Here is a 15,472-nt window from a genome sequence, read left to right as displayed (position 1 = left end):
TGTGTTTAAAACTTTAGTATTTTTATTTATACCTTAAACTTTTCAACCTCTTCATTTAACCCAAACGCCATAGCATTTAATTCTTGCGCTGTTGCTGAAAGCTGACTAATACTCTCTGCCTGCTTTGTAGATGCAGTAGATATTTCTTGCGTAGATGCTGATACTTCTTTTGACACAACTGCCAATTCTTCAACACTAATTTTAATAATCTCTTTTTCTTTAACTGAATCGCTCAGAGCCTTGGATGCATCATCCATCTGAGCAATTGTTCCATTAACTTCCTTTTGAATATTTTTAAATGAATCTACAGTCCCTTCAATAATGCTCATTTGATTACCAAGTTTCCCCGATAAAACTACCGTTAATTCTGAGACCTGTGAAGTTCCATTTCCTACAAGTTCTATAAGTCCATTAATATTCATCGCTGACTCTAATACTTGTTTTGAAAGCTTTCTTATTTCCTCAGCAACTACTGCAAACCCCCTACCAGATTCTCCTGCTCTTGCTGCCTCAATCGCTGCATTTAATGCAAGAAGATTCGTCTGCTCAGCCACATTATTTATCACATTAGTTATTTCACCTATTTTACCTACATTAATGTTTAAATACCTAATACCCTCTTCTGAAAGTTCAAAAGAATTTTTTACATCATGTATAGAATTCACTAATTCTTCAAGTTTTATGGCTCCATCATCAGCACTTTGTTTAATTTCTACCCCGCTTTCAGATATCATCTTAACTTTATTTTGAATATCATCTAGCCTTTGCCCAAATCTATCTACTACAACTACAATTTCACTTATATTTGTGTTCTGCTCCGCCATTCCTTTAAACACAACATCTATAGATTGAGACATTTCCTCACTAGATGCGGCTACCTCTTGCCCTGAAGATGTTAAATAACCAGATATATTATTAAGTCCATCCGTAAGTTTTTTTATCTCATCACGGCTTTTACTCTCAAAATTCACTGTTAAATCACCGCGTGAAAAATATTCAAGTTTATCTACAATTCTAATTAATGGCATGGATATATTTTTAGAAATTATTATTCCAATTACTAATGCCAATAGCTGAATAACTAGCGATATCCCTAGCGAAGAAAGCATACTCTTAAGTATTACGCTATACATATTTTCAAGCGATATTCCAATATTAATAGTACCTATAGGTTTAGAATTCTCATAAAAAGGTGCTGAAACATTATAAACATTTTTACCATCTGGAGCCTTAAATATAAATCCTTCAGTTTTTTCTTCCTTCACCACCGCACTAACATCTCCCTGCTCTGTTGCAGCAGATACAGCATCTGTCTCTTCACTACTTTTTCCTGAAGTCTCTGTATTTCCTTCTGTTTTTTTAATAGTAGATGATGTTTCATCACTGCTAACAATCATCTTAGCATTTGCATCAACAAGAGATACATAAGAAATATTACCATTACCCTCTTTTTTCACATTCACTATTATATCTCTTATCTTATCTACCTCATCGAGGCTATACCCCTTTATTTCACTACTAACTGTCCCTACCAAAGTTGATCCATCAAATTTCATCTGACTTATAACTGCTGTTTTAACAGCAAAATATGATATTATTAAAAACGTTATTGTACAAAGAGATGTTAAAAAAATTATTGTTGCAAGTATTTTCTTCTTTTGCGAATTAAGCATTTCTTCCCCCTAATATAAAGCATAAGTACTCTGAGTAACTTATGTTTTACCCCCTATTTCAAAATTTTAAATATATATGTAAACTTATATATTACTTCAATTTAATGTAATTCGACATTAAATGTTTAATTCCTCTAATATATTCATATTTTGTATGGATAATGGTTATGTAAACACAAAAGGAGAAAGCGATATAATATCACTTTCTCCTTTTGTGTAATTTTTCTTAATACTCAACATTTCTTAGGGATAATCCTTTTGTTTTAGCCATTAATGTATATTTTGACTCTGTTTTTTCAGTTAACAATGTTTCTATATCCATTACAGTAAGTTTTCCTTCACCTATATCAATAAGACTTGCTATAATAATTCTTAACATGTTCCACAAGAATTGATTTCCATTAACTTCTATTTCAACTATACCTTTATCTTCTGTTATATTTATGTAATTAATAGTTTCTACAGTTGATTTAGTATTAGCTGCTATAGTTGCAAAACCTTGAAAATCATGTGTTCCAACTAAATGCTGCGCTGCAATTCTCATATCGTCTAAATTAAGTTCCGCCTCTGAATGATAAACAAATTTTCTATTAAATACATCTCTTAATTCATTATTATTTATCTTATACACATAGGTTATTGATTTTATATTATATCCAGCATGAAATTTTTCACTTGCTTCTACTATGTTTTTCACAGCTATATCATCCGGCAAAAATTCACATAAATATTCCATAATAGAATCTATGCTTAAATCTTTATCAGTATGAAAATTCGCAATATAGTTTTCGGCATGGACTCCTACTTCAGTTCGATCGCACCCAGCCACTTCTATTGACTCACCTGTCATCTTAGATAAAACGCTTTGGATTTTACCTTGCACTGTTAAATCATTATCCTCTTGCTTTTGCCATCCTTTATATCTACTTCCATCATATTCTAATATCATTTTTAAATTTCTCATATATATCCGCCTTTAATTTATTTAATTATTCATTATTTATTATTTAATTTACTTAGGTCAGAATCTTAATTACCTCTTTCATAATAACATAAATCCATTATATTTTGTTTATAATGTGCCTTAAACCTCACTAAACTAACTATATATAATATAAAATCTGTTATACTGAAGTTAAATATAAATAATAAGGTTTACAGGGGGATAATAATGATTACATCATTAGGTTTTATGGCAGCAGCTTTTACAACACTTTCTTTTTTACCACAAGCAATTAAAGTAATAAAAACCAAGAACACCTCAGGAATTTCTTTTAGCATGTATCTGATGTTTACTATAGGAGTTCTTTTATGGTTTACATATGGAATTGCTACAAAACAGACATCTATAGCACTCGCCAATGGTATAACCCTTATCTTTGCACTAATTATTTTAAAATATACAATAGATGATTTAAAGAAGAATAAAAAATAGAAAAGTATATATTACGCGTATTGCAATACGATTAATGCATTCATTTCGCTAAGAACTACTAATTTTATTTTTAATTAATCTGCTAAAAACATAAACTCGCTACGCTCAAACATATGTTTTCTTAACGCATCTTAATTAAAAATAAAATAAGAAGTTCTATATCTTATTCAAATGCATTATACGTAATATATACTTTTTTTTACGCTTAAAAACATATGTTATTAAAACATTTCTTAGAAACTACAAATATTGTTATGAGACTGTGCAATATTTAGTATAAATTACTACGGAGTGACTTGCAACAAGAAGCGAAGAAACATTAAAATTTCATTTAGTAATTCTTCTTTTGCGAATATAAAATTCTCATAAGCTTCCACAGGACGTTGAATGTGAGCACGTATCAATTAATAATTGTTACTCTCCCAGCTGACTACACAGAAATCCCGATAATTTTATACCACTCTGAGTTATATTAAGCATGAAGTTCTACGGAGTGACTTGCAACAAGAGGCGAGAAAACATTGAAATCTTATTTAGTAATTCTTCTTTTGTAAATATAAAATTCTCGTGAGCTTCCACATGAAGTGGAAGCTAGCGAACCTGAGGCAGGACGCCGAATGTAAGCGACAGAGAATTTTATATTTACAAAAGACTAGAATTCCTTAATAAAATTTCACGTTCCGAGCTCATGTTGCAAGTCCCCAGTAGGATTTCATACTTTACCCTCTCTAATAAATCGGTTCATGACTATTTGCAGAAAATCCATCGACCATTACATCTAATCTTTCCTGCGTATCCTCTATTATCTCTACAGGTTTTAGTTTCTTTACCGTTCCAATAGGTTCTTTTAATGAAAGGTTATCTCCACGTCCAGATATAACCCATAATATTTTATACCCTTTTGGCATTTCTTCTAACTTTTCTTCACCTTTTCCATCTGTAAAATATATTAATATGTTAGCATCTGTATTATTTACATACTTAATAACTGGTGTAAATTTTGTACCACCGCGACTATCTGAGCGCTTTCTTATACTATTAATAGATTTAACCTTATATACTTGCCTTATCAATGTGTCACATTCTATTAATGTTATTTCATGCTTATAAGTTTTTACAATATTAAAAACTTCTTTTATTGCTCCCTGAAACTCCTCATCACTTATGCTACCACTTATATCTATAGCCAATGTAATTCTAGCTGTATGTCCCCTAAGTTCCCCTCTTAAATCCAGTCTATTAGGTTGACGTCTACTTCTTCTTGCTACAGTCTTTTTTTTATCACTTTCTAAAGTTCCCATTATCTTTTTTAAATATAAATTCCAAGGAATTTCACCTTTTTCATTCTTAATTCCCTTAAGAACCTTCTCCAAATAAAGAGGCACTTTGCCTTTCTCTGCAACTGATACAAATTTCTGAGTAAAATTTTCAAGAGTTTCCTCATCTACCTCTATAGATTCTTCCCATAAATCATGAGTTTTAGCTATATCATATTCTTTCTCTACGTGTTTATCCTTAGAATCATCTTCTTGACTATCATCCTCTTCCTCGAGTAGGTTTAAGGCATCTTGAATATTATGGGCATAGTACTCCATTGTCATATAGGTTTCTAACTTTATATTGTACTTACGATTTATCCCATCTATTGTTATAGCATATGGTGGCAGATGATCTAAATATTGATTCACCACTATATCCATTGCCATATTAATAGCTAAGGTACTGTATTTTCTTTTAAGACCTTTAGCACGATTCAAGTGAGATGATAAAATGTGATAAATCTCGTGTTTAATAGTGCTTTTCATTTGATCCCCTGTAAGATTCAAAAATATATAAGGATTAAAATAAATAACATACTTAGATACTTTAAAATTCACAGCTGTTGGCGAACCTATATCATATTTTACTTCTCTAGACATTTGAAGTAGAAAATATCCATAAAAGTTATCATTATCATCTATCAACATAAAATTAACCATAGTAATGAGCTTCATAAAATCTTGCGTAAAATTACTAGGCATGTCCTTTATGCTTTTCACATTAGAAATTTCATCATAAAGCGCGCTTCTAAGATTTTCAAAATTGTTTCCCATAATTACACCTAGCCTTTTATTTCATCTAGCCTTTAATTTCATTATACGACTTAAAATACATTTCAATGAAAGCTTCATTTTCCAAACATAATTTATAAACACTATTATTACTTTCTTTAATATCTTGCATAATACCTATACCTAAATCCACAGGGTAACACTCTAGGAATTCTACAAATCTTTTTATATCCTTATCTACAATTTCTTTCTTATCCATTATATCCAAAATGTTCTTAGCAATTAGATATAATCTAGTATGGCTTTCTTTTTTCACTGTTTCTATTATATCATTTGATAATACATCGCCATTAAACACATCTTCATAAGTAATTAGAGGTTTGTTATCCTCTCGTGCAAAAGCTATAAACTCATGAGCTATTCTATTACCTATGTTTCCTTTTAATATATTTAAAAATACTTTTTTAGAAATTGTATCACTATTTTCTCTATAAATCTTATAGCTTTTAGAAACACGTTCATAACTTCTAGGTGTTGCTTTTGTCTGCTCACCCTCCTGGGCGCTAAGTAAATAATCTGGAAAAGTAGATATAAATTCTATAACCTTTGGTTCTATATTATTTGATATAGCCCAAGATAGCCAAGCTAATGAATCACACTTCATATGTAACATAACAAATCTATTCTCTTGTGCTGCATCCATATCAACTACTTGGTAATCATAGTCTTCACCATACTTACTAGAAGGGTTCATTGCTGCTAAAATCTTTACTTTTTTGTCTAACTTATACCCATTTATCTCTCTATTTAATATGAGGTTCATAAGTTCCTGTTGAACAGTATGCTCACAACGATTTATTTCATCAATAAATAAAAATACCTCTTTACCACTTGCTATTAGACTATCTATCTCCTGTAACTTTGTATGAACCGCATAAATAGTACTTTTGCCGCGAACCACATTGCCACTGCCATCTTTAAAACTGTAATCCTCAACTGTTGGTAGACCACCTATCTCTCCCTCTTTTAAAAGATTTCCATCTATAATAACCAGGCTCCAGCCTTTTATATTTGCAAGAGCTTTAGCTAATGCAGTTTTACCTATCCCACTTTCACCAACAACTAATGGTACCTCATTTGTTTGTATAACAAGATCTACACTTTGCATTGTATCTTTAAAATTCATAATTTATCCTTTCTTACATAATATTTAGTTTTTCATTAGATTTAGTTTTTCATTAGATTTAGTTTTTCATCTACTGCTATTCTTTTACAAAATTTACTGCCATATTTATAAATAAATATAATTTTATCCATAGATATGTTTCCATATTTCTCATTTATGCTGTCACAATTTATAAAATCCCTTACGTATTTTTCCGGTACAACCTCTTTAGATAAAACTTCTATAAGAGCCTGCTCAACCTCATCTCTTCTCAAGTCATTAATAGTATATTTAATTACCAAAACATTGTGTTTTAAAAATAATATTTTTTTATTAACATCTATATTTACTACAAACTTTATTGCAGCTTCATTCATCTCAATTGCCAGTATTTCTGCACTTATTGTTGCATTTTCTATATATCTCAAAGCATTATAGTTTTTCTTTATGGCTAAAAGCTGTATTTCTTCAATTGGCTCTTTTATGTATTTTATAGAGTCGTAATCTTTTTCTATAGATAATCTTTGAAGTAATATGCTTGGGTCTTTTGCATACTTTATTGCATATCCTTTTTGATCTATACCTATTTTTATAAGTTCTTCATTAGGATCTTTTATTAACTCCAAAATATTCCACAACTGCGACACAGCATACTTCTTCATTTCCTCCGTGGGATTCGCTATGAATTCAATTGCTCTTAAATTGCTTTTAATTGCTATTTGTTGCATTTGCTCTGTAGCATTTTTTACATAACGCAACATTATGCCATCTTTTTTTATAGCCATAAGTATCATCTCATCACTAGGATTTTCAATGTTTTTTATAACAATCGGGTTATTTTCTATCATCTTAAGGATTCTTTCTTCTTCCATATAATTACACCTCGATATTAGGCATGCCTTTTGTTATTTTAGACGCCTTATTATTATAACTAATTATACCATACAAACAAGCGTTCATAATTTTTTGGACACTAAAAAAGGAGATATTTCTATCTCCTTCATGAATTACTCAAAATTTTAAGCTTATTATCCAAAATACCGTTGCCCCAATTTTTACACCTATCTTTATGATAGGTGGGTGTCCTCAGAGATGCGTAACAGTCCTTGCCAATTCTAAAATTGGGCTTATAAGCCAAATCCACATCTAGATCTCGAACTCCCGTATAAATATTGTAGGTTGAAAATAGGAGCTTCACGAATATCCCAGAAATAATAACATATAAACTTTTGAATACGTTTAATTACTTTCTGTTAATTTTATTATATCAGAATTAAAATAAAACTCAATAGCAATTAATGGATTTTCACAAATTTTTTATACTATAAATTTTGATTTTAAAATTGTAATATAATCTTACATTACTGAGTTTTTTTCATTTTATTTATAATATGATCAAATAGCTATTTTTGTGTAGATTTGTAAATTTGTAATTATTATAACATATAAATAATAAATCCGGACAAAATATTATTAAAGAAGGTGTTACTATGAATGAAGGTTTAATAGTCCTTGTAAGAGGAATAATAGGTTTTTTCACCCTATTAATATTTACTAGAATGCTAGGCAAACAGCAGGTTAGTCAACTTACTTTTTTTGATTATGTAGTTGGTATAACCATCGGATCTACTGCCTCCACACTAACTACAGATTTAACTAGTAGAGCGTGGCCTCATTGGGTAGGACTACTTACCTGGTCTATATTATGCCTCATCTTGCAACTAATAACCATTAAATCTAAAACCGCTGAAGAATTTCTTGATGGTGAGCCAACCATTGTTATTACTAATGGAAAAATTCTTGAGCAGTCTATGAAAAAATATCGTTATACCATAGGTGATCTACTAGCGCAGTTAAGAGATAAAGGCGTTTTTGACCTAGACCAAGTAGCCTACGCAGTTTTAGAAAAGGATGGTCAATTATCGATCTTAAAAAAAACTGAATGTGATCCAGTTACTCCGAAAGATTTAAAACTTAAAACATCAGCTGCCAGTACTGATTTCGAAGTAATTTATGATGGCTCTGTTCTTCCAGATAACTTAAAAATTATTAATAGAAATGAAAGGTGGCTGATGATAAAACTAAACAAACAAGGTATTAATGATTTTTCGCAGGTGTTTTTAGCTACCTATAATAAAGAAAGCGGATTACACATAGATCTTTATAATGATCATATAAAGGAAGATATTAAATAAAGAGCTATTAAATAATTAGATGTTAAATAAACATAAAGGAGTAGCTAACTTATGAAAAAATTTATATCATTTGCTATACCTATAGTTACTTTAACTATATTTGTATTAGTAATGTTAGGTGGCAATTATTTAAAAAAGCCTCATAAACCTTCTGAAGATGTAATTGCCTTCGTAACTCTCTCTATAGAACATACTAAAGTTGAAAACTGGGATAAACTTCATGAAGATATCGCTAGTATTGATTTTGCATGGAAAAAGATTATACCTAGAATTCAATATAGCGTTGAAACAGATGAGATATATAATATAAATTTAAATCTTGCAAGACTTAAAGGCTCAATAGCTAGTGAAGATAAAAGCAGTACGCTTATTGAGTTAAATGAGATTATAGAGAATTGGGATGAGCTAACAAGGTGATATGTCTTGTTAGTTTGGTTTTGGGTTTGCTTTTGGGTTTGGGGTTTAGGTTTGGGGACGGTTAACAACTAATTGGCTATTGCTTCACCTTGGGTTTGGTTTGGGACGGTTAACAACTAATTCCACTATCTCAACTATTTTAAATTCGCCTAAGAAATGAATATCATCTATACACATAGGCAATAATTTAGAAAATAATATGCGAGAGGTGATATATTATGCCAAGAAAGGCAAGAGTAAAAACAACTGAATCCATATTCCATGTAATATGTAAAAGCATCACAGAGGTAAGTTTATTCAGAGATGTTGATGATAAGAAAAAATATTTATCACTTATAAAAAAGTATAAGACACTCTATAAGTTTAAAATTTATGGGTATTGCCTTATGGATAACCATTCACATTTGATGATTGATGCTAATGGATCCGATATATCAAAGGTAATGCATGGAATAAATTTTTCTTACGCATTGTACTTTAATAGAAAGTATAAAAGGGAAGGTCATCTTTTTAAAGATAGATTTAAGAGTAAAATAGTTGATAATGATATATATTTAAAGACATTATCCCTATATATGCACAATAATCCTAGGTCTATAGTAGAATATAGAACTTGTCCTGATGAATATGCTTTCTCTAGCTTAGGAATATTTTTAGGTAAAAGGCGTGACCATTTTAATTTAGTTGATTACAGGTATGTTATGAATCATTTTGGTGAAAACCTTAAAATTGCTAGAGAAAATTATTATAAACTTATTTCCCCATGTAGTGAATCAAGTTTGAAACAAGAAATAGAATTTGAAGACACAAAAACAGAATACAAAAGCGAAAGGAGAATGCTTGTAAGAGACATAACCCCAGAAGATATATTTGATTTTATATCAACAAGAATGAATATATCAAAACTACATATTCACATGAAGTTTAGTAGAAATCTTGTGCATGCAAAAGCCTTAACAGTAGTTCTAATGAGAAGCATATGCAATTTTAGATCTAGAGATATAACTAGTGCACTTGGGAATGTTACGCAAGCTAGAGTATCGAAATTAAGCACTATTGGTATAGAATTGATTGGAACAGACTCTAAGTATGAAAATATTATTGAGGATTTTCTTAAATGTTATGTTTAATGATAATAACTAACTAGAGTATAACCTATTTAAAAAAATTTTTTTTGAGAAATTATATAATTGAGAAAAATGTGTACAAGCACCAAATATATAATATTATAATGAACATCACAAGTTAAAAACGAGAATAACCGATTAATGAATACGCTTTTAACAAAAAAGGTACAAGTTTTCTATGAAAACTTGTACCAAAATAGAAGGTAAAAAATTGTTAACCGTCCCAAACCCCATTACCAACCATTGGTTAAAAAATTATTAACCGTCCCCAATCATTGGTTTTTTTTATCTCATCCCACTTACACCATTTTTTTAACCACATGAAGTTCATGTAACGCTCTAGTTGCCATTACATACCTAAGTTTATCTTCTTGCATATATTTACTCTCTAAGCTATCTGAATTGTCTTTATGCCCATCAGTTGGCTCATCTAATACCATTATAACCGCATCAAATTCAAGTCCCTTTGCAAAATACGATGGAAGCACCACTGTTCCACTATGATAAACAGCATTCTCTTTATCTATAATTTTAACATTAGAGTTTTCATGAATTAACTCAAACATTTTTTCTGTTTCTTTTATATCTTTACAGATGATTGCAATATTTTCATAAGTTTTGCCTTTAAAATATTCAACCTTTTCTAAAATGAATTTTTTAAGTTCATCCTTATCACTAATTAATTTTTCTGTTACCACTTCACCGTTTCTTACTATTGGAACAATAGGATCCGCATGCAAATATTTATTAGCATACTCCATAATTTCCTTTGTTGATCTGTAACTCGTATTTAATCTAAACTCTTGTACATTACAACGTGGAAGTATATTTTTAATATCGTGCATTGGTAATGTTCCGTCAAATGGTATTAGTCTTTGATTGCTATCCCCCACTATAGTGAGTGACGCACATCCTGTCAATTCTTTTATAACCCAAAATTGAAGTTGATTATAATCTTGCGCTTCATCTATTACAACGTGTTTTATTTCTTCAGGCATCTTAATACCTTCTAGCTTAATTTTAAGATATAAAATTCCGCCTAAATCATTTTCGGTTAATGTTTTATGTCCATTTATTTTATTGTATAGTTCAACACAGTTTCCATTTTCTAGCCAAGTTAGTTTTCTTTTTAAATCTAATACCTCTTTAATAACTTCTCTAATTTTAAGTCTTCTATTAAAATCTAAATCATTAACTTTATAGCCTTGTTCCTCTTCAGGCAAAGCTGCTACAGCTTTTTCATATTCCTTTTGTATAAATCTAACCTTTTCGTCTCTTGCTTCACTAATTTTCAAATAAATAATTCGTTTAATTTTCTTACTTCTTCTAAATAAAGGCATTGTCTTATAGTGTATGTTGAACATATCATTTATATCTTTTTCAGATAAAACTATCTCATCCATGAAGTTTATATCTTTTACTTCAAAGTATTCCCTATCTAGTTTTTCTATTGAATCATCAAGGAAGTTTTTATAGAGGGAAGAGTTTTTATACATAATATCCTGAGTGAATTCTTTTTCTCCGCCAAGTACTTTCTCCATGTATTCTTTTAAACTCATAACTTCATTTAACTCTAAGATATCAAAAGCGAAATCTCTAAATGTTGTTTGTTTAACTCCTGATTCTCCAAGGCTTGGTAACACTGAAGATATGTATTCCATAAATACATTATTAGGTCCTAATATCAAAACCTTATCTTCAAGTATTTTTCTATAATTATAAAGTAAATATGCTACCCTATGAAGAGCAATAGTAGTTTTACCACTACCAGCAACACCATCAACTACAATAGTTTGTAGTCTTGGTTGTCTTATTAGCTCATCTTGTTCCTTTTGTATTGTCATTATTATATCTTTTAGCTTTTCTCCAGCATTACTACTAAGTACCATCTGAAGTATCTCATCTTTTACATCAAGTGCTGAATCAAACATTCCCATAAGCTTTTCTTTTTTTATAATAAACTGTCTCTTAGCTAAGATATTTACTAATATTTTCTGCTTAGGAGCATCATAAAAAGCTTCCCCTAGAGCCCCAGTATAAAATAAAGATGCAACCGGTGCCCTCCAATCTACTATTAAGGGTTCATAGGTATTCTCTGGAGTAACTCCGAATCTTCCTACATACATTTTGTTAATGCCATAGTCTTCTTCTGAGAAATCTATTCTTCCAAAATAAGGAGAACTTTTAAGCGCAGTTAATTCCTTAAGTCTTCTATCAATAGTTTTAAAAGCCTCTTCTTTAACATATATCTCATGATCAAAATACTCTATTACCATATCTTCATCATCTCTATAGTCTTCAATTACTTTTTTCCTATAATCTAAAATATATTTTGTAATTTCTTTTCTTTTTTCGATATATTTTAGAATTTCTTCACTAATAATTTCACAAGCGCCCTTTAATTGTTCTTTTTCTATATTAAATTCAAGCTGTTTTTTTAATTCTACCTCTATTATTGTAGCATCTATAAGCTTAGAATCTATCCCAGTAGAATTCATATCGTATTCTTTATTATTCAAAACTATCACCCCATTTTATTTGTTATATTTTATCATTTTATTAACGCATGCGAGAATAACAAGTTTCATAATAATTATTTATTTAAATATACCTAATCTTCATATATCTAAAAAATTTCATGCCATCCAATAAGCTCTTCAATACCAAGACCTGGTGAATCATTAAGGCTTATCGTTTTACCTGCGATACTGGCCCCACCAACTATTGCATCCTCTTCAAAAAGTAGCATTGTATCTAAGTCTGCTTTAATCATGTTAGATTTAGATGCTGCAAAACTGGCGGCGGCCGTTATTCCTATTCTACTCTCGAGCATACATCCCATCATACATCTTATACCCATATTTTCTGCCATATTATATATTTTAATTGCGTTATTAATACCTCCACACTTCATAAGCTTTATATTTATGAGGTCTGCCGCTCTTCTTTCAATTATTTTAAAAGCATCTGCTGGTCCAAAAACTGCTTCGTCAGCAAGAATTTTTGTCTCAACGTTATCAGTAACATACTTAAGTCCATCTATATCCCAAGCAACAACTGGTTGCTCAACAAACTCAATATCAAGGTCCATATCTTCAAATTTTCTAATGATACTTACAGCTTCCTTTGGTCTCCAACCTTGGTTAGCGTCAACCCTTATTTTTATTCCTCGTCTTACTGCTTTTCTTACTGCTTTAACTCTCTCTATATCAAGATCTATATGATTTCCAACCTTCACTTTTAAATAAGTATAACCATCCATTACAGCCTCTAATGATTTTGTTACCATCTGTTCCACCGTACCATTTGATATTGTAATATCTGTTGTTAATGAAGTTTTATACCCACCCAAAAATTTATAAAGTGGCACCCCATATTTTTTACAAAGCAAATCATAAATAGCAACATCAATAGCAGATTTCGCACTATTGTTTGCGTGCATAGAATTATGAATCACTTTCATGATTTCTTCAAGATTATCAATATCTAGACCAATAATTTCAGGTTTAATATAATTTATTGCTCCAATAATGGAATTTTCGGTCTCCCCTGTTATAGATGGCGTTGGAGCCGCACTTCCATATCCTACTTCCCCCGTATCTGAAATCATCTTTATAACTATTTCATCGGAGAAAGTAAGAAACCTCTTTCCTACTCTATATGGTTGTTTTAAAGCAGTACTAATTTTCCCAATTTTTATATCTTGTATTTTCATAATTACCCCTCACTAAATGTTTTATATTTATTATAGTGTATACAATTTTATATAATTATTATTAGCTTAATATTTTATTATACCTCTATACCAGCTATAATTATATACTTTTTTTATAAATTTAGAACTAATTAATTTTATATTATTCAACTACATTAAAATAGCAAAACCTACATCTTATATTATAAGATATAGGCCTAAAAGTTATTCACTTTTGATAGAACATGAATATATTAAAACAAGATTTATTTTTATCAAATTTTTATATTTATTTTGCTAGTTCATATAATGCGTGAGCATATATTTTAGCATTTTTAATCAAATTATCTATAGTTATATATTCATTTTGCTTATGAATAGTATCTGGCTCTCCTGGGAACATTGGTCCAAAAGCTACAATGTTAGGCATCTCTTTAGCATAAGTGCCTCCACCTATTGATACTAGTTTTGCCTCGTTACCGGTTTGCTCAGTATAAACCTTTTGAAGTGACTTTATAATTGGACTATCTGGTGAGAAGTATAATGGCTCTTGATGAACAAATTTCTCTACTCTTATTCCAGTGCCCTCAATTTTATTATTAAATGGATTCATCATATCTTCTAATTTACTTGTTACAGGATATCTTAAATTTAATGTCATAGTAGCAGATTTACGATCCATATCCATTGTTCCAACATTAAATGACATCTTACCTGAATTCTCATCTTCAAGACAAACACCAAAAGACTCTCCATGTATTTCCATACCAATATTTTTATTAACAAACTTTATAAATTCTGATATATCATTATCTACAAGGTCAAGAGTTCCAATAAAAGCTAGTAATTGCATTATAGCATTACGTCCAAGTTCCGGTAAACTTCCATGAGCAGATTCACCTTTAGATTTAATTATTACTAAGTTTTTATTAACAACTATCGAAAGTTTAGAATTTTCATCATCTTTTACAAAAACCCTTAATGCTCTAACAATACTTTCTGCCTTAGTAGATATAATTCCTGCTTCACAATAATCAGGTACCATATTAGCCGCTTGGCCACCCTTTATATATTTTATATAATTTTCACCCTTATCTTTAATCTCAAAATCTTTTACTATGTTAAAGATAGTTATACCTTTTTCTCCATTAATTATTGGGTAATCCGCATCCGGTGTAAACCCAGCAACTGGTGGTTTCTCTTTTTCTAAATAATGTTCAAGTTCTTTACTTCCTGTTTCCTCATTGGTTCCAAATAATATTCTGACTCTTTTAGAAAGAGTTAAGTTTGCATCCTTAATTGCTTTTAATCCAAAAAGCGCCGCCATAATTGGTCCTTTATCATCTGTAGTTCCACGTCCATACATTTTACCTTCATGAATTTCTGCGCCATAAGCTGGGTATAACCAACCATCGCCTTCAGGAACTACATCTAAGTGACCTAAAGCTAAAACATAATCTTCACCTTGACCGTACTCTGCATATCCAACATAGCCATCTAAATTAACTGTATGAAATCCTAATTCTTTTGCAACGCCTAGTGCGTTTTCTAAAGCTTTATTTACACCTTCACCAAAAGGCATTCCAGGTTTTGCTTCGCCCTCAACACTCTTAATTTTTATAATTTCTTGAGTAGCCTTTATAATATCCTCTTTCATAACATCAATTAAATTATTTAATTCCATAATCATTCTCCCTCCATTAATAATCTGCTTT

The 15,472-nt window shown here is 30.3% G+C and carries 12 protein-coding genes and 1 other RNA gene; 4 read left to right on the top strand and 9 right to left on the bottom strand.

What is annotated here, in order from left to right:
• Positions 1-26: 26 nt before the first annotated feature.
• Together KPL55_RS19960 and truA are read right to left on the bottom strand one after the other, a co-directional pair.
• Complete coding sequence (locus tag KPL55_RS19960) at positions 27-1,673, bottom strand: methyl-accepting chemotaxis protein (RefSeq protein WP_216308511.1); 1,647 nt, start codon at positions 1,671-1,673, stop codon at positions 27-29.
• Positions 1,674-1,899: 226 nt separating this feature from the next.
• Positions 1,900-2,637, bottom strand: coding sequence for a tRNA pseudouridine(38-40) synthase TruA (gene truA, locus KPL55_RS19955; protein ID WP_216308510.1), 738 nt, complete (start codon positions 2,635-2,637; stop codon positions 1,900-1,902).
• Between the two features lie 207 nt (positions 2,638-2,844).
• On the opposite strand from truA, the gene KPL55_RS19950 reads away from it, so the two are divergent.
• Positions 2,845-3,108, top strand: a complete 264-nt coding sequence (locus KPL55_RS19950) for an SWEET family sugar transporter (RefSeq protein ID WP_216308509.1) — start codon at positions 2,845-2,847, stop codon at positions 3,106-3,108.
• Positions 3,109-3,836: 728 nt separating this feature from the next.
• Here KPL55_RS19950 and KPL55_RS19945 read toward each other — a convergent pair.
• The 4 genes from KPL55_RS19945 to ssrS all read right to left on the bottom strand — a co-directional run bounded on the left by KPL55_RS19945 (position 3,837) and on the right by ssrS (position 7,539).
• A complete protein-coding gene (locus KPL55_RS19945; RefSeq protein WP_216308508.1) occupies positions 3,837-5,201 on the bottom strand; it encodes a vWA domain-containing protein in 1,365 nt (454 codons plus the stop codon).
• Positions 5,202-5,226: 25 nt separating this feature from the next.
• Positions 5,227-6,345 carry an ATP-binding protein gene (locus KPL55_RS19940; protein WP_216308507.1) on the bottom strand — a complete coding sequence of 373 codons (1,119 nt, stop codon included), beginning with the start codon at positions 6,343-6,345 and terminating at the stop codon, positions 5,227-5,229.
• A 41-nt stretch (positions 6,346-6,386) separates the two neighbouring features.
• Complete coding sequence (locus KPL55_RS19935; protein WP_216308506.1) at positions 6,387-7,196, bottom strand: hypothetical protein; 810 nt, start codon at positions 7,194-7,196, stop codon at positions 6,387-6,389.
• A gap of 153 nt (positions 7,197-7,349) precedes the next feature.
• A non-coding RNA gene (gene ssrS / locus KPL55_RS19930) (6S RNA) lies at positions 7,350-7,539 on the bottom strand.
• Positions 7,540-7,814: 275 nt separating this feature from the next.
• On the opposite strand from ssrS, the gene KPL55_RS19925 reads away from it, so the two are divergent.
• From KPL55_RS19925 to KPL55_RS19915, 3 genes are all read left to right on the top strand, one after another.
• The gene (locus tag KPL55_RS19925; protein WP_216308505.1) at positions 7,815-8,519 is read left to right on the top strand and encodes a DUF421 domain-containing protein; all 705 of its coding nucleotides are present in this window, start codon (positions 7,815-7,817) and stop codon (positions 8,517-8,519) included.
• 51 nt (positions 8,520-8,570) lie between these two features.
• Entirely contained in the window at positions 8,571-8,936 is a 366-nt protein-coding gene (locus KPL55_RS19920) for a DUF4363 family protein (protein ID WP_216308504.1), read from the top strand.
• 218 nt (positions 8,937-9,154) lie between these two features.
• Positions 9,155-10,066 (top strand): transposase, encoded by a 912-nt coding sequence (locus KPL55_RS19915; RefSeq protein WP_216308503.1) that lies wholly within the window; start codon positions 9,155-9,157, stop codon positions 10,064-10,066.
• 296 nt (positions 10,067-10,362) lie between these two features.
• Here KPL55_RS19915 and KPL55_RS19910 read toward each other — a convergent pair whose 3' ends face one another.
• The 3 genes from KPL55_RS19910 to pepV all read right to left on the bottom strand — a co-directional run bounded on the left by KPL55_RS19910 (position 10,363) and on the right by pepV (position 15,441).
• Positions 10,363-12,561: a HelD family protein gene (locus KPL55_RS19910; RefSeq protein ID WP_216308523.1), complete on the bottom strand. Its 2,199-nt coding sequence runs from the start codon at positions 12,559-12,561 to the stop codon at positions 10,363-10,365.
• 128 nt (positions 12,562-12,689) lie between these two features.
• Positions 12,690-13,778: a dipeptide epimerase gene (locus tag KPL55_RS19905; protein WP_216308502.1), complete on the bottom strand. Its 1,089-nt coding sequence runs from the start codon at positions 13,776-13,778 to the stop codon at positions 12,690-12,692.
• Between the two features lie 268 nt (positions 13,779-14,046).
• Positions 14,047-15,441, bottom strand: coding sequence for a dipeptidase PepV (pepV, locus tag KPL55_RS19900; protein ID WP_216308501.1), 1,395 nt, complete (start codon positions 15,439-15,441; stop codon positions 14,047-14,049).
• Positions 15,442-15,472 lie beyond the last annotated feature (31 nt).

The sequence above is a fragment of the Clostridium lacusfryxellense genome, from assembly GCF_018861735.1.
Taxonomy (GTDB): Bacteria; Bacillota; Clostridia; order Clostridiales; family Clostridiaceae; genus Clostridium_AD; species Clostridium_AD lacusfryxellense.
Note: the sequence above shows the minus strand (reverse complement) of the source record. Positions and strands in the feature narration are given on the sequence as shown.

What these genes read in the sequence shown, in the direction of transcription:
- truA (WP_216308510.1), bottom strand. Translation starts at nt 2,637, where the DNA reads ATGAGAAATTTAAAAATGATATTAGAATATGATGGAAGTAGATATAAA.
- KPL55_RS19915 (WP_216308503.1), top strand. Translation starts at nt 9,155, where the DNA reads ATGCCAAGAAAGGCAAGAGTAAAAACAACTGAATCCATATTCCATGTA.
- KPL55_RS19920 (WP_216308504.1), top strand. Translation starts at nt 8,571, where the DNA reads ATGAAAAAATTTATATCATTTGCTATACCTATAGTTACTTTAACTATA.
- KPL55_RS19950 (WP_216308509.1), top strand. Translation starts at nt 2,845, where the DNA reads ATGATTACATCATTAGGTTTTATGGCAGCAGCTTTTACAACACTTTCT.
- KPL55_RS19940 (WP_216308507.1), bottom strand. Translation starts at nt 6,345, where the DNA reads ATGAATTTTAAAGATACAATGCAAAGTGTAGATCTTGTTATACAAACA.
- KPL55_RS19925 (WP_216308505.1), top strand. Translation starts at nt 7,815, where the DNA reads ATGAATGAAGGTTTAATAGTCCTTGTAAGAGGAATAATAGGTTTTTTC.
- KPL55_RS19945 (WP_216308508.1), bottom strand. Translation starts at nt 5,201, where the DNA reads ATGGGAAACAATTTTGAAAATCTTAGAAGCGCGCTTTATGATGAAATT.
- KPL55_RS19910 (WP_216308523.1), bottom strand. Translation starts at nt 12,561, where the DNA reads ATGAATTCTACTGGGATAGATTCTAAGCTTATAGATGCTACAATAATA.
- KPL55_RS19960 (WP_216308511.1), bottom strand. Translation starts at nt 1,673, where the DNA reads ATGCTTAATTCGCAAAAGAAGAAAATACTTGCAACAATAATTTTTTTA.
- pepV (WP_216308501.1), bottom strand. Translation starts at nt 15,441, where the DNA reads ATGGAATTAAATAATTTAATTGATGTTATGAAAGAGGATATTATAAAG.
- KPL55_RS19935 (WP_216308506.1), bottom strand. Translation starts at nt 7,196, where the DNA reads ATGGAAGAAGAAAGAATCCTTAAGATGATAGAAAATAACCCGATTGTT.
- KPL55_RS19905 (WP_216308502.1), bottom strand. Translation starts at nt 13,778, where the DNA reads ATGAAAATACAAGATATAAAAATTGGGAAAATTAGTACTGCTTTAAAA.